Annotated in this window: 12 protein-coding genes; all 12 read right to left on the bottom strand. The window is 38.2% G+C overall.

What is annotated here, in order from left to right; translation table 11 throughout:
• Positions 1 to 13: 13 nt before the first annotated feature.
• Complete coding sequence (rplB, locus tag ACPWSR_RS11155) at positions 14 to 841, bottom strand: 50S ribosomal protein L2 (RefSeq protein WP_426348298.1); 828 nt, start codon at positions 839 to 841, stop codon at positions 14 to 16.
• 56 nt (positions 842 to 897) lie between these two features.
• Positions 898 to 1,194, bottom strand: a complete 297-nt coding sequence (rplW, locus tag ACPWSR_RS11150; RefSeq protein ID WP_426348297.1) for a 50S ribosomal protein L23 — start codon at positions 1,192 to 1,194, stop codon at positions 898 to 900.
• Positions 1,194 to 1,814: a 50S ribosomal protein L4 gene (rplD, locus tag ACPWSR_RS11145; RefSeq protein ID WP_426348296.1), complete on the bottom strand. Its 621-nt coding sequence runs from the start codon at positions 1,812 to 1,814 to the stop codon at positions 1,194 to 1,196. The genes rplW and rplD overlap by 1 nt, the downstream gene beginning before the upstream one ends.
• 24 nt (positions 1,815 to 1,838) lie before the next feature.
• Positions 1,839 to 2,468, bottom strand: a complete 630-nt coding sequence (gene rplC, locus ACPWSR_RS11140; RefSeq protein ID WP_426348295.1) for a 50S ribosomal protein L3 — start codon at positions 2,466 to 2,468, stop codon at positions 1,839 to 1,841.
• Positions 2,469 to 2,549: 81 nt separating this feature from the next.
• Entirely contained in the window at positions 2,550 to 2,858 is a 309-nt protein-coding gene (gene rpsJ, locus ACPWSR_RS11135; RefSeq protein ID WP_426348294.1) for a 30S ribosomal protein S10, read from the bottom strand.
• A gap of 1,054 nt (positions 2,859 to 3,912) precedes the next feature.
• The gene (gene tuf, locus ACPWSR_RS11130) at positions 3,913 to 5,106 is read right to left on the bottom strand and encodes an elongation factor Tu (protein WP_426348282.1); all 1,194 of its coding nucleotides are present in this window, start codon (positions 5,104 to 5,106) and stop codon (positions 3,913 to 3,915) included.
• 58 nt (positions 5,107 to 5,164) lie between these two features.
• Positions 5,165 to 7,231 (bottom strand): elongation factor G, encoded by a 2,067-nt coding sequence (gene fusA, locus ACPWSR_RS11125; RefSeq protein ID WP_426348293.1) that lies wholly within the window; start codon positions 7,229 to 7,231, stop codon positions 5,165 to 5,167.
• Between the two features lie 74 nt (positions 7,232 to 7,305).
• Positions 7,306 to 7,776: a 30S ribosomal protein S7 gene (gene rpsG / locus ACPWSR_RS11120; RefSeq protein ID WP_426348292.1), complete on the bottom strand. Its 471-nt coding sequence runs from the start codon at positions 7,774 to 7,776 to the stop codon at positions 7,306 to 7,308.
• A 145-nt stretch (positions 7,777 to 7,921) separates the two neighbouring features.
• Entirely contained in the window at positions 7,922 to 8,299 is a 378-nt protein-coding gene (gene rpsL / locus ACPWSR_RS11115; RefSeq protein ID WP_426348291.1) for a 30S ribosomal protein S12, read from the bottom strand.
• 54 nt (positions 8,300 to 8,353) lie between these two features.
• A complete protein-coding gene (locus ACPWSR_RS11110) occupies positions 8,354 to 8,596 on the bottom strand; it encodes a ribosomal L7Ae/L30e/S12e/Gadd45 family protein (RefSeq protein ID WP_426348290.1) in 243 nt (80 codons plus the stop codon).
• A 157-nt stretch (positions 8,597 to 8,753) separates the two neighbouring features.
• A complete protein-coding gene (gene rpoC / locus ACPWSR_RS11105) occupies positions 8,754 to 12,290 on the bottom strand; it encodes a DNA-directed RNA polymerase subunit beta' (protein ID WP_426348289.1) in 3,537 nt (1,178 codons plus the stop codon).
• Between the two features lie 22 nt (positions 12,291 to 12,312).
• Complete coding sequence (rpoB, locus tag ACPWSR_RS11100; RefSeq protein WP_426351381.1) at positions 12,313 to 16,017, bottom strand: DNA-directed RNA polymerase subunit beta; 3,705 nt, start codon at positions 16,015 to 16,017, stop codon at positions 12,313 to 12,315.
• Between the last annotated feature and the right edge of the window lie 225 nt (positions 16,018 to 16,242).

Here is a 16,242-nt window from a genome sequence, read left to right as displayed (position 1 = left end):
ACTTCTCCTCTTACTATTTTCTCTTCTTAATTATCATTCTATCGGAATATTTCTTGCTCTTTCTTGTCTTGTAGCCAAGAGCCGGTTTACCCCATGGAGTAAGTGGACCTGGTCTACCAACTGGTGACTTACCTTCACCACCACCGTGTGGATGGTCAACAGGGTTCATTACGGAACCTCTTACAGTAGGTCTCCAACCCATGTGTCTCTTTCTACCAGCTTTACCGATATTAACAATTTCATGAGTAAGATTTGAAACAGTTCCTATAGTAGCTCTGCATTCTACTCTAACGTATCTAACTTCGCCACTAGGTAATCTTAAGGTTGCAAGGTTTCCTTCTTTAGCCATAAGCTGAGCAGAAGTTCCTGCAGCTCTTACGATCTGAGCTCCCTTACCAGCCTGAAGCTCTATGTTATGAACAACAGTACCAACTGGGATATTCTTTATAGGTAATGTATTACCTGGCTTAATATCTGCATCAGGACCGGAAACTATAACATCTCCAACCTTGATTCCTACTGGAGCGATGATGTATCTCTTCTCTCCATCAGCATAAACTACAAGAGCAATATAAGCAGATCTGTTTGGATCGTACTCTATAGTAGCAACCTTTGCAGGTATACCATCTTTATTTCTCTTGAAATCTATTATTCTATATTTCTGTTTTGCTCCACCACCTTGGTGTCTAACAGTTATCTTACCTTGTGAGTTTCTACCACCCTTATTCTTTAATGCTACTAAGAGAGATTTCTCAGGTGTTGAGGTTGTTATCTCTTCGAAAGTAGGCATAGTCATTTCTCTTCTGGATGGAGTGGTAGGTCTAAACTTCTTAACTGCCATTTAGTTTCCCTCCTCGTTTCGCTTTTCAGGCGCCTAGCCTATAAGTGCTTATTTTATTATTGCATTCCTTCGAAGAATTCGATACCCTTGCTATCTTCTGTTAAAGTAACAACAGCCTTCTTCTGGTCTGCTCTCTTACCTACATGTACGCCAACTCTTTTAGTTTTTCCTAAGGTTCTCATAGTCTTAACGTCTGCAACCTTAACACCGAAAACTTCTTCAACAGCTTTCTTTATTTGAACCTTGTTAGCGCTTATGTGTACGATAAATGTATATTTCTTTTCAGCCATAGCTGCCATACTCTTTTCAGTTATAACTGGCTTTCTGATTATATCATGGCTTGTTAAGTTCATTATGCGTACACCTCCTCAATCTTAGATACAGCTTCCTTAGTTATTATAAGCTTATCGTATTTTAGTAAATCATAAACATTGATGTTATTAACAGGCATTACTCTAACACCTTCAATGTTTCTTCCTGATTTATATACATTCTCGTTAGACTCTGCTGTAACTATTAAAGCCTTCTTAGCCTCAAAAGCATTTAACATGCTAACTATTTCCTTAGTCTTTGGAGCAGCAAGCTCTAAAGATTCAAGAACTATCATTTCATTATCTATAACCTTGCTTGATAAAGCAGACTTCATAGCAACTCTTCTCATGCTCTTAGGAAGAGATGTTCTGTAGCTTCTTGGCTTTGGAGCAAATACTATACCACCATGAATCCATTGAGGGGATCTGATGCTACCCTGTCTTGCTCTACCAGTTCCTTTTTGTCTCCAAGGCTTTATTCCACCACCGGAAACCTCTGCTCTAGTCTTGGCAGACTGAGTTCCCTGTCTCTTATTAGCAAGTAAAGCAACAACTACCTGGTGAAGTACATCTTGGTTAACCTCTGCACCAAATACCTTTTCTGCTAACTCAAAATCTCCAACTTTTTGTCCTTCTTTGTTAAATAATCCTACTGTAGGCATTCTGCATCCTCCTTTCTACCAGTATTAAGCTTTAACGCTATTTCTGATTACTACTACGTTTTTATTTGGTCCTGGAACTCCACCCTTTATAAGGATAAGATTCTTTTCAGGTATAACCTTAACAACTTCAAGATTTAATACTGTTGTATTAACATGGCCCATATGTCCAGGCATCTTTCTGTTTTTGAAGGTTCTTGCTGGATCGGAAGATCCACCCTGGGAACCAACGGATCTATGGAACTTAGAACCGTGAGTCATAGGTCCTCTGCTTGCATTCCATCTCTTAATTGTTCCTTGGAAACCCTTACCCTTTGATAAACCAGAAACATCTACTTTATCTCCAGCTTGGAATACCTCAGCCTTTATTTCAGCACCTACTTCGTAAGCGCTAATATCTTCAAGTCTGAATTCCTTTAAGTGCTTCATGAAAGCAACACCAGCCTTAGCAAAGTGTCCTCTCTTTGGCTTGTTAACTAACTTTTCTTTAACAGTGCCGTAAGCTACCTGTATTGCTTCGTAACCATCATTCTCTAAGGTTTTCTTTTGAACAACAACACATGGACCTGCTTCTACAACTGTTACAGGAACAACCTTTCCAGCTTCATCAAAAATCTGAGTCATTCCGATTTTTTTACCTATTATTGCTTTTTTCATGTAGTTACACCTCCTAAACTAATTAGCGGACTGCTCTGCAGTCATAACAGTTCAATCTTGTATTAATTAAGTACCTAAGTACTAAAGTTTTATTTCGATATCAACGCCTGCTGGCAAATCTAATCTCATTAATGCATCAACAGTCTTAGGTGATGGATTAACGATATCTATAAGTCTCTTGTGAGTTCTGATTTCGAACTGCTCTCTAGAATCCTTATATTTGTGAACTGCTCTTAAGATAGTGATGATTTCTTTATCAGTAGGTAGTGGTACTGGTCCAGTAACCTTAGCCCCTGTTGATTTAGCAGTTTCAACAATCTTCTCAGCTGATTGATCAAGTATTGAATGATCAAAAGCCTTTAATCTTATTCTGATTTTTTGTTTTGACATGTAATTTCCCTCCTTTTCTTGTACGCTTAACTTCTTACGCACACAGCGGATGTTCTGTAAACTGTTCCTGGTGTATCCTTCTATACAAGCATAAAAACACAACAATACAGACAACCCGTCGTCGGGTTCTAAGACCCTGACATACTCATCAAGAATTCCCCGGAAAGTTCGGCAACCTCTTGACTCATCGCTGTTTGCTACATAACTTCTACATTATACAATAAAACTATTTTCAATACAATAGTTTTTTTGCTTTTTTAGCCTGCTAACTGCAACTAAAAAATTTTAGCTTTCCCCAAAAGCTCCTGAATTATTATATAATTATTAACCGAAAACTGCAAGGATATTTTAGTATTTACCAGAATTTTTAATTGTAATCATTTATTTTGAAGTAAGAGGTAAAAAGTAAGAAATAAGAGCAAAAGAGCAGAAAAAAACTAAGAAGTAATAACTAAGAGCTAAAAGTTGAAAGAGCAAAGATAAGAGACAAGAGCAGAGAAGAGAGAATAGAGAATAGAGAAAAGATAAGGGACAAGAGCAAGGGAGCAGAGAAAAAAGAGAAGAGCAGAAGAGAGGGAAATTATTAGCTGCGCTAATAGGGAGATTATTAGCTGGCGCTAATAGAGAGGAAAAGAAGAGAGAAAGAGACAGAAGCAAAAGCAAAAGATAAAAGATAAAGAAAGACAGGAGCAAGAGCAATAAAAAAAAGATAAAGAAATAAAGATAAGGGCTGAGAGGTATGAGAGGAGATTGGATGGAGGGGGGCGGGATTGGATAAAAAGAAAACACCCTGAGGCTATGGCCGTAGCGTCAGGGTGTTTGTGTTTCCTGCATTTTATTGTCCGATCCGTGCAGGTATTTTATCTATATATTTGTGTGTGTGTTGTGAAAATAATTTATAACTTTTGGTTTGAAACTTTTTATCTTGTAGTTTAAAACTCAGAACTTGCGGCTCTTAATTTTAAACTTTTAAATTTAACTTTTTAATTTTCAATTCAGAACTATTCGTTCTAAATTTTAAATTTTAAATCTTAAGCTTTAATTCTAATTGAGATTACTCAACTATAGTAGTAACAACTCCTGAACCTACTGTTCTTCCACCTTCTCTGATAGCGAATCTTAAACCTTCATCCATAGCGATTTCAGTTATAAGCTCAACGTTCATGTCGATGTGGTCTCCAGGCATAACCATTTCCATTCCTTCTGGAAGCTTTATGGAACCTGTAACGTCAGTTGTTCTGAAGTAGAACTGTGGTCTGTATCCATCGAAGAATGGAGTGTGTCTTCCGCCTTCTTCTTTCTTAAGTACGTATACCTGACCTACGAATTTCTTGTGAGGATGTACTGTGTTTGGCTTTGATATTACCTGACCTCTTTCGATATCAGTTCTTTGAACACCTCTTAAAAGTGCTCCTATGTTATCTCCTGCCTGTGCCTCATCAAGAAGCTTTCTGAACATTTCTATTCCTGTACATACTGTCTTCTTCTTCTCTTCGGAAAGTCCTACTATTTCTACTTCTTCTCCTACGTGAAGAACTCCTCTTTCAACTCTTCCAGTTGCAACTGTTCCTCTACCAGTGATTGTGAATACATCTTCTACTGGCATTAAGAATGGCTTATCTGTTGCTCTTTCTGGAGTTGGGATGTAGCTATCTACTGCATCCATAAGGTCCATTATGCACTTAGTTGCTTCTGGATCTGTTGGGTTCTCTAATGCTTTTAATGCTGAACCAGTTATTACTGGAATTTCATCTCCATCGAAGTTGTACTCGCTAAGAAGCTCTCTTACTTCCATTTCAACTAATTCTAATAACTCAGCGTCATCTACCATATCTGCTTTGTTTAAGAATACTACGATGTAGTCAACACCTACTCTTGATGCAAGAAGTATGTGCTCTCTTGTTTGAGGCATTGGGCCATCAGCTGCGGATACAACAAGGATTGCTCCATCCATCTGTGCAGCTCCAGTGATCATGTTCTTAACATAGTCAGCATGTCCTGGACAGTCAACGTGTGCATAGTGTCTGTTATCTGTTTGATACTCAACGTGTGCAGTGTTGATTGTGATTCCTCTTTCCTTTTCTTCTGGTGCCTTATCAATTTCATCATACTTGAACGCTTCTGCGAATCCTTTGTTTGCAAGTACTGATGTTATTGCAGCTGTTAATGTTGTCTTACCATGGTCTACGTGACCGATAGTTCCGATATTTACGTGTGGTTTGCTTCTTTCAAATTTAGCCTTTGACATTTTGAAATCCTCCTTATAGGTAAAAGATTTATTTTTAAGTTATTCTATAAGCTTTAAATTAAGCTTTCTTGCCAACAACTTGTTCCTGAATGCTCTTTGGAACTTCTTCATAATGATCAAATTCCATGGAGTATACACCTCTACCTTGAGTTCTTGATCTTAAGGTAGTTGCATATCCGAACATTTCAGAAAGGGGAACCATAGAATTTATAACCTGAACACCGTTTCTTGGGTTCATGCCTTCTATTCTACCTCTTCTGGAGTTTATGTCTCCCATTACATCACCCATGTATTCTTCAGGTACTATAACTTCAACCTTCATCATAGGCTCTAGAAGAACTGGATCTGCTTTTGCCATAGCGTTCTTAAATGCCATGGAACCAGCAATCTTAAATGCCATTTCTGAGGAGTCAACCTCATGGTAGGAACCAAATACAAGCTTAACCTTGAAGTTAATTGTCTGGTATCCACCGATGATACCACTTTCTGAAGCTTCTCTGATACCATTATCGATAGCAGGAACGTATTCTCTAGGAACAACACCACCAACGATACCATTCTCAAATACGTACTCTCCATCATGTGGTTCCATTTCAATAACAGCGTGACCGTACTGTCCACGTCCACCAGACTGTCTTACAAACTTACCTTCAGCCTTAACTGGCTTTCTGATAGTTTCTTTGTAAGCAACCTGAGGAGCACCAACATTACATTCAACCTTGAATTCTCTTTGAAGTCTATCAACGATGATTTCAAGATGAAGCTCACCCATACCTGCTATTATAGTCTGACCAGTTTCTTGATCAGTGTAGGTTCTGAAGGAAGGATCTTCTTCAGCAAGCTTAGCAAGAGCTATACCCATCTTTTCTTGGCCAGCCTTAGTTTTAGGCTCGATAGCAACATTAATAACTGGCTCTGGGAATTCCATTCTTTCAAGAATGATAGGGGCACTGTCTACGCAGAGTGTATCTCCAGTAGTAGTATCCTTAAGACCAACTATAGCACCAAGGTCTCCTGCTCTAAGCTCATCAACCTCTTGTCTATGGTTAGCATGCATTCTAACAAGTCTTCCTATTCTTTCTTTCTTGCCCTTAGTAGAGTTAAGTACATAAGTACCGCTCTGCATTACACCAGAGTATACTCTAGTGAAGGCTAATCTACCTATGAATGGGTCAGTAGCAATTTTGAAAGCTAAAGCTGACATTGGAGCTTCGTCAGAAGCTTCTCTGTGATCTTCTTCACCAGTTTCAGGATCAGTTCCGTTAATGGAAGGTATATCTAATGGTGATGGCATGTATTCTACTACTGCATCAATCATTTCCTGAACACCTTTATTCTTGTATGAAGATCCACATATTACTGGAACCATTTCATTAGCTATAGTAGCTTTTCTGATAGCTGTATGAATTTCTTCCTCAGTGATTTCTTCACCTTCAAGATACTTCATAGTTAACTCTTCATCTGTTTCAGCTACTGCTTCTATTAGAAGATTTCTGTACTCCTCAGCCTTATCCTTAAGTTCTGCTGGGATTTCGATTTCTTCCATTTCTTTACCTAGGTCATCCTTATGAACGATAGCTACCATTCTTATAAGGTCGATCATTCCTTTGAAATCACTTTCTTGACCAACAGGTATCTGTATAGCAACGGCATTTGCCTTTAATCTATCTCTTAAAGTATTTATGCAGTTATAGAAATCCGCACCAGTAGCATCCATTTTATTAACGTATACCATTCTTGGTACTCCGTATTTGTCTGCCTGTCTCCATACGGTTTCAGTCTGAGGCTCAACACCACTCTTAGCATCAAGTACAGTTACTGCTCCATCAAGTACTCTTAAAGATCTTTCTACTTCTATTGTAAAGTCTACGTGTCCTGGTGTATCAATTATGTTTATTACATGACCCTTCCAGTTACAAGTAGTTGCGGCTGAGGTAATTGTTATACCTCTTTCTTTTTCCTGCTCCATCCAGTCCATCTGAGATGCACCTTCGTGAGTTTCCCCAATTTTATGAGTTTTTCCGGTATAGAAAAGAATACGCTCTGTAGTAGTAGTCTTACCAGCATCAATATGAGCCATTATTCCTATATTACGAAATTTATCTAAAGGAAATTCTCTTGCCACAATTTTTCCTCCTCTCAGCTTATGTTTTTATTCGACAAAACTGTTTTGACAGTCATGCCAAAACAGTTTTGAAATTAATATCTGTAATGTGCAAAAGCCTTGTTAGCTTCAGCCATTCTATGAGTATCTTCTCTCTTTTTAACAGCTGCACCAGTGTTGTTTGAAGCATCGATAAGTTCATTAGCGAGTCTTTCTCTCATGTACTTTTCGCCTCTTTTTCTAGCAGCAATTAATAACCATCTAAGACCTAAAGTCTGTCTTCTCTCAGGTCTAACTTCTATTGGAACCTGGTAGTTAGCACCACCTATTCTTCTAGACTTAACCTCGAGTAAAGGCATGATATTATTCATAGCTGTTTCGAATACCTCTAATGCATCCTTGCCTGTTTTCTGGTTTATTATTTCAAAAGCGTCGTAGCATATATTTTGAGCTACTCCTCTTTTACCATCTTCCATGATGTTGTTTATAAGCTTGGTAACAACCTTGCTGCCATACATTGGATCAGGTAAAACATCTCTTTTTGCAATATGACCTTTTCTTGGCATCTTTCTTCCCTCCTTAACAATTAGATTTAAGTTCATAGGTACTCGGTAGTGTTATCACTACCGTAAGATGCTTTGGCTTCCGCAAATATATATATAAACTATGTAAATGCAAAAGACATAGCACCATCTCAACTTATAAACTCAATTATTTTTTCTTAGGCCTCTTAGCGCCGTACTTAGACCTTGACTGCATTCTGTTAGCAACACCAGCAGAGTCTAATGCGCCTCTTACTATGTGATATCTAACACCAGGAAGGTCCTTAACTCTACCACCTCTTATAAGAACAACACTGTGCTCTTGAAGATTGTGGCCAACACCTGGGATATAAGCTGTAACTTCATATCCATTTGTAAGTCTAACTCTGGCAATCTTTCTTAAAGCGGAGTTAGGCTTCTTTGGAGTTGTAGTTTTAACTACTGTACAAACACCTCTTCTTTGAGGACACTCCTTAAGTGCTGGTGAGTTTGATTTTTCTTGAACAGACTTTCTGCCCTTTCTAACTAACTGGCTAATAGTTGGCATGGTTTCACCTCCTGCATTTTTATATCTATATTCTATAAGTAGAAAATAGCAAAATTAATCTTTTAGAATTAAAGTAGCTGCCGAGGCAACTTCAATTCCTGATAGCTTGCCTAAGTGAAGCATTGTATCTACAAGCACCACTTCGACATTTTTTTCATGTGCAAGCTCTCTAAGTGGCTGAATAACTTTTGCATCAGCATTATCTGCTACATACAAAGTCATACCTAATCCAGCTTTTAAAGCTTTAGTAGCCTGCTTAACGCCTACTACTTTTTTACCCTGTAATCTGTCTACCATGAGATAACCTCCTCATTAACAATAACATGGAGGCAAAGATATTCCTTTGCCTCACACTATGTCATGTAGACAATGGTTTACCCATCATTTTAGTAAGCGATAAAATCACACAAACTGTATTTTATCATTTTAGGTTTTCACTGTCAATAAATATATTCTATTCTTCGAAAGATATGTTCTGCTCAATAACCTGTGGTTCTTTTTCAGTGTTTAATTTAACAGAGCGATATCGCATCATTCCAGTACCTGCAGGAATAAGTTTACCAATAATAACATTTTCCTTTAGTCCAAGAAGAGGATCAATCTTTCCTTTTATAGCTGCGTCTGTAAGAACTCTTGTAGTTTCCTGGAAGGAAGCTGCAGATAAGAAGGAATCTGTTGCAAGGGCAGCCTTGGTTATTCCAAGGAGTACCTGTTCACCCTTAGCTGGCTCTCCACCTATCTGTTCTACTCTTTCATTCTCAGCATAGTAATCAAACATATCTATCATGGTTCCTGGAAGAAGATCTGTATCTCCTGATTCAGCAACCTTAACCTTTCTGGTCATCTGCCTTACTACTACCTCTAAGTGCTTATCATTGATATCAACACCTTGAAGTCTATATACCTTTTGTACCTCGGAAAGAAGATAATATCTAACACCATCTACTCCCTTAATTCTCATTATATCATGTGGGTTAACAGATCCCTCAGTGATTTCATCACCAGCACCTATTTGATCCCCATCGGATACTTTAAGTCTGGAACCGAAAGGTATATCATAGCTTTGAACTTCTCCATCTTCTGTTGTGATATTAACAGTTCTCTTTTTCTTGGTTTCTTCTATAGAAACAGTTCCTGCAACATCACTAACTATAGCAAGACCCTTAGGCTTTCTAGCTTCGAAAAGTTCTTCAACTCTAGGAAGACCCTGAGTAATATCGGAACCAGCAACACCACCAGTATGGAAGGTTCTCATAGTAAGCTGGGTACCTGGCTCACCAATGGACTGAGCAGCTATAATTCCTACTGCCTCACCAATATTAATTTTCTGTGCTGAAGCCATGTTCATACCATAACACTTACAGCAAACTCCAACCTTAGATTTACAGGTGAATACTGATCTTATTTTAACCTTCTTGATACCGGTATTAGCTACAGCTTCTGCAGTAGCATGATCTATATACTCATCCCTTGGAACCATTACTTCTCCTGTTTCAGGATTGATTATATCCTCAGCAGAGTATCTTCCTTGAAGTCTTTCGCTTAATGGCTCAATAACATCTGTTCCATCTTTAATTTCAGAAACAAAGATACCTTCTGTAGTTCCGCAGTCATCCTGTCTAACAATAACATCCTGGCAAACATCTACAAGTCTTCTAGTAAGGTATCCTGAGTCAGCTGTCTTAAGAGCTGTATCGGCATTACCCTTTCTAGCACCGTGAGTAGATATAAAGTACTCAAGTACGTCAAGACCTTCTCTAAAGGAAGCTCTTATAGGAAGCTCGATGATTTTACCAGATGGATTGGCCATAAGACCTCTCATACCAGCAAGCTGCTTAATCTGAGACTTAGAACCTCTGGCTCCAGAGTCTGCCATCATGAATATAGGATTAAACTTATCCATGCTCGCATAAAGAGCATCGGCAACCTCTTCAGTAGTCTTAGTCCACTTATCTATTATACGTTCATATCTTTCTTCATCAGATATGAAGCCTCTCTTATACATCTTTTCTATCTTATCTACAGTAGCATCAGCATCTCCTAGTAGAGTCTTCTTAGCTTCAGGTACAACCATGTCGGAGGCAGCTACAGTGATAGCACCTATGGTTGAGTAATGATAACCCTTAGCCTTAATCTTATCCAGCATTATTGAAGTTTCTATAGGACCATGCTTAATGTAGCACTTATCTATGATCTTCCCTAAGGATTTCTTAGTTATCAAGAAATCAGCTTCGAGTTTGAACATTTCATTTTCATCTTCTCTATCAACGAAGCCTAAGTCCTGAGGTATAGATTCATTGAATATAACCTTACCTATAGTAGTTTCTATGATGCCTTTTTTGATTTCTCCATTATGAAATCTAGACATTCTTATCTTGATTTTTGCATGGATATCAATCTCTTTAACATCATATGCCATTAATGCTTCTTCTACACTAGCAAATACATGGCCTTCTCCTTTGGCTCCTTCTTTATCCATGGTTAGATAATATGAGCCTAGAACCATATCCTGAGTAGGTACACTTACAGGCTTACCATCTGAAGGCTTTAATATATTACCAGCAGCAAGCATCAAGAATCTTGCTTCTGCTTGAGCTTCTACAGATAGCGGAACGTGAACAGCCATCTGGTCACCATCAAAGTCCGCATTATAAGCAGTACATACCAGTGGGTGAAGTTTTATAGCTCTACCTTCTACAAGAACTGGCTGGAAGGCTTGAATTCCTAGTCTATGAAGGGTAGGAGCACGGTTAAGAAGAACTGGATGATCTTCAATAACATCCTCAAGGACATCCCATACCTGAGGCATAACTCTTTCTACCATTCTCTTTGCACTCTTGATGTTATGTGCTATTCCGTCTTCTACAAGCTTCTTCATTACAAAAGGCTTGAATAACTCTAGAGCCATTTCCTTTGGAAGACCGCACTGATACATTTTAAGCTCAGGTCCTACGACGATAACGGATCTACCGGAATAGTCAACTCTCTTACCAAGAAGATTCTGTCTGAATCTACCTTGCTTACCCTTAAGCATATCTGATAGAGATTTAAGAGGCCTGTTTCCAGGTCCAGTTACTGGTCTTCCTCTTCTACCATTATCTATAAGAGCATCTACAGCTTCCTGGAGCATTCTTTTTTCATTTCTTACGATGATATCTGGAGCTCCTAAATCTAAAAGCTTTTTAAGTCTATTATTTCTATTGATAACCCTTCTATAAAGGTCATTTAAATCGGAGGTAGCAAATCTACCACCATCTAGCTGCACCATAGGCCTTAAGTCTGGAGGTATTACAGGGATAACATCTACAATTATCCACTCTGGCTTATTTCCTGATTTTCTGAAGGATTCAACCACTTCCAGCCTTCTGATTATTCTAACCTTCTTTTGACCTGTGCTAGTTTTGAGCTCTTCTTTAAGCTCTGCACTAGCTCTATCTAAGTCTATTTCCTGAAGAAGCTGCTTTATAGCCTCAGCTCCCATGCCAGCTAAGAAGCTTTCTTCACCGTACTTATCAACAGCTTCTCTATATTCCTTTTCGTTTAAAAGCTGTTTTTTGAGAAGCTGAGTTTCTCTTGGCTCAATTACTACATAAGATGCAAAATATAGCACCTTTTCAAGGGCTCTAGGAGACATATCAAGGAGAAGTCCCATTCTTGAAGGTATTCCTTTGAAATACCAGATGTGAGACACAGGGGCAGCAAGCTCAATGTGCCCCATTCTCTCTCTTCTTACCTTAGATTTTGTAACCTCAACTCCACATCTGTCACAAACAATACCTTTGTATCTAACTCTTTTGTATTTACCACAATGACATTCCCAGTCCTTTTGTGGTCCAAAAATTCTTTCACAGAATAAGCCATCTTTTTCTGGCTTAAGTGTTCTGTAGTTTATAGTCTCAGGTTTTTTAACCTCACCTCTAGACCATTCTCTAATTTGTTCAGGGGATGCAAGCCCGATCTGTATAGCATCAAAGTTATTTAATTCAAACAAGGGTATATCCTCCCTTCATAGATTACTGTTCTTCATTAAAATCATCGATTCCTAGATCACCTTGAAGATCATCTAAAGGTAAATCATCATAATCCACTTCTAATTCTTCTTCAACCTCTTCATCTACCTCTATATACTCATCAGTAGGTGCTGAAGGTACAAATTCCTCGGAGCCTTCGATATTGATATCTAACTCTTCATTCTCATCTTCCACAGATTCCTTAAGCTTAATTTCCTCATTATCATCATTAAGCACCTTAACATTTAAGCAAAGGGCTTGAAGCTCTTTAATAAGAACCTTAAAGGATTCAGGAACTCCTGGCTCAGGAATGTTTTCACCCTTAACTATTGCTTCATAGGTCTTAACTCTACCCACAACATCATCAGACTTAACTGTCAGAATCTCCTGTAGAGTATGTGCAGCACCATAAGCCTCTAGGGCCCAAACTTCCATTTCACCAAATCTCTGTCCTCCAAACTGAGCTTTACCTCCAAGAGGCTGCTGAGTTACTAAGGAGTAAGGACCTGTTGATCTAGCATGTATCTTATCATCAACTAAGTGAGCTAGCTTAAGGATATACATTATACCTACTGTAACCCTGTTATCAAAAGGCTCTCCGGTTCTACCATCATAGAGAACAGTCTTTCCATCTGCATTATAGCCTGCATCTTCAAGACATCTTTCTATGTCGCTTTCAGTTGCTCCATCAAATACTGGGGTAGCAATATGCCAGCCTAGCTTCTGTGAAGCCCAGCCTAAGTGAACCTCAAGTACCTGACCGATATTCATACGGGAAGGAACGCCCAGAGGATTTAAGCATATCTGAAGTGGTCTACCATCCGGTAGGAATGGCATATCCTCTTCAGGAAGAACTCTGGAAATAACACCCTTATTACCATGACGTCCCGCCATTTTATCTCCCACGGAGATTTTTCTCTTCTGCGCAATATAACATCTTACTAATTCATTAACTCCTGGTGGCAGTTCATCACCGTTTTCTCTGGTAAATACCTTAACATCAACGATAATACCTGCTTCACCATGGGGTACTCTTAAGGAGGTATCTCTTACTTCCCTTGCTTTTTCACCGAAAATAGCTCTAAGAAGTCTCTCTTCAGCTGTAAGCTCAGTTTCTCCCTTAGGAGTTACCTTACCTACAAGTATATCACCAGATCTTACCTCAGCACCTATTCTTATGATTCCTCTATCATCAATATCCTTTAAGGAATCTTCAGCTACGTTAGGGATATCTCTTGTAATCTCTTCTGGTCCAAGCTTAGTATCTCTAGCTTCGCATTCATATTCTTCAATATGTATGGAAGTAAATACATCTTCTCTTACCAATTCTTCAGAGATAAGCATAGCATCTTCATAGTTATATCCTTCCCAGGTGATAAAGCCCATACGGATATTCTTTCCAAGTGCTATTTCTCCTAAGTCAGTGGATGGTCCATCAGCAAGAACTGTTCCCTTATCCACTTTTTCTCCCTTACTTACTATAGGTCTCTGATTTATACAGGTTCCTTGGTTGGATCTCTTAAACTTTAATAATCTATATATATCAGTTCCACCATCAGAATCTCTCTTAACCCTGATTTCATTGGCACTTACATAACTAATTACTCCAGCATTCTTTGCCTTAGGAAGAACTCCTGAATCTACCGCTGCCTTATACTCTATACCAGTTCCTACTATAGGAGTCTGTGGTTTTAAAAGTGGCACGGCCTGACGCTGCATGTTTGATCCCATTAGAGCACGAGAAGCATCATCATTTTCCAAGAAAGGAATCATAGCTGTAGCAACAGATACAAGCTGTCTTGGAGAAACGTCCATAAGGTCAACATCTTCCTTAGGAACTACAAACACATCTTCAAGATGACGAACAGTTACTCTATTATCAAGGAATTTTCCTTCTTCATCTAAAGGCTCATTGGACTGAGCTACAAGATATTGATCTTCCTCATCAGCAGTAAAATATTTTATTTCTGTAGAAACTACTCCAGTTTTTTTGTCAACTACCCTGTAAGGAGTTTCTATAAATCCATATTCATTAACCCTAGCATATGTAGCTAAAGAGTTTATAAGTCCAATGTTAGGACCTTCAGGTGTTTCAATAGGACACATTCTACCATAATGGGAATGATGAACGTCTCTAACCTCAAAACCGGCTCTTTCTCTTGAAAGACCTCCAGGTCCTAAGGCAGAAAGTCTCCTCTTATGAGTAAGCTCTGATAGAGGATTAGTCTGATCCATGAACTGTGAAAGCTGTGAGCTTCCAAAGAATTCTTTGATTGAAGCTGCCACTGGTCTTATGTTAATTAAGGCCTGTGGTGTAATGCCTTCCTGATCCTGAATAGTCATTCTTTCCTTAACTACTCTTTCCATTCTGGAGAGACCAATTCTAAATTGGTTCTGTAAAAGCTCTCCAACAGATCTTAATCTTCTATTACCTAAGTGATCTATATCATCTACATTTCCTATTCCATAAGCTAAACCAAGCTCATAGCTAATAGACGCATATATATCATCTCTAACTATATGTTTAGGAATGAGCCTATGAATATTCTTTTTGATCTCTTCTTTTATTGAGTCTTCATCACTGTAATTATCAAGAATTTCTCTTAAGGTAGGATAATGCACAAGCTCTTTAAGATTTAATTCCTCGACACTAAAAGGCACTATTTTGCTTAGATTAACAAAATGATTGCCTATGATTCTGATAACTTTATCTTCGATAAGTATATCTACTTCATTTATACCAAGGTTTTGTATGTCTTGAGCTTCTTCCCTTGATATTTTATTACCTTTTTCCACTAAAATTTCACCAGTTTCCGGGTGAACAATATCCTTTGCTGCTATTTGATTAACAATTCTTAATGAAATGGCAAGCTTCTTATTAAATTTATATCTACCAACTCTAGATAAATCATATCTCTTAGCATCAAAAAATAATGAATCAATAAGTGATACTGCACTATCTACTGTTGGTGGCTCACCTGGTCTAAGCCTTTTATAAATCTCAAGTAATGCTTCTTCCTTAGTCTTTGTATTATCTTTTTCAATAGTGGCTTTTAAACGTTCCTCTTCTCCAAAGAAATCAATAAGAGATTGGTCACTGCCATATCCCATGGCTCTAGCCAGTATTGTGATAGGAAGTTTTCTTGTCTTATCAATTCTTACATAAATGATATCATTGGAGTCTGTTTCATACTCAAGCCATGCTCCTCTGTTAGGAATAACAGTAGAAGCAAAGAGTTTCTTTCCGCTCTTATCCAGCGTTGAATTATAATAAACCCCTGGAGATCTTACAAGCTGGCTTACAATAACTCTCTCAGCACCGTTGATGATAAAGGTTCCTTGCTCAGTCATTAATGGGAAATCACCCATGAAGACTTCCTGCTCCTTTATCTCACCAGTCTCCTTATTCTGAAGCCTTACAGCTACCTTTAAAGGTGCTGCATATGTTGCATCTCTTTCCTTGCATTCCTCCACAGAATACTTGATATTAGCCATATCAAGCTTGTAGCCGACAAACTCTAGAACTAGATTCCCCGTAAAGTTACTTATAGGGTTGATGTCGTCAAATACTTCTTGAAGCCCCTCATCTAGAAACCAATTATAAGAATCTAGCTGCACCTCAATAAGATTCGGCATATCAGCGACTTCTTTTACTTTACCAAAGCTCATTCTGGTTCTTTTTCCAACCTGGACAGGATGTACCATCAGCTTTCACCCCTTGCATATACTTAAATAATCAAAGCCGCACTGTATTTTAGCGGCCATTAGATTGCGTATTACATCATCTTGATAATATAACCATTTATTGTAATAGTTATTCAAGTAATTGTAGTTACATTAATAAATTTTATACTACTCCATATTGAACAGTACATTAAATGATAGTATCACAACTCATTTTCTTTGTCAATAAATCTTATGCATTTTTCATCA

The sequence above is a fragment of the Alloiococcus sp. CFN-8 genome, from assembly GCF_049943125.1.
Lineage (GTDB): Bacteria > Bacillota > Clostridia > Clostridiales > Clostridiaceae > JAEXZL01.
Note: the sequence above shows the minus strand (reverse complement) of the source record. Positions and strands in the feature narration are given on the sequence as shown.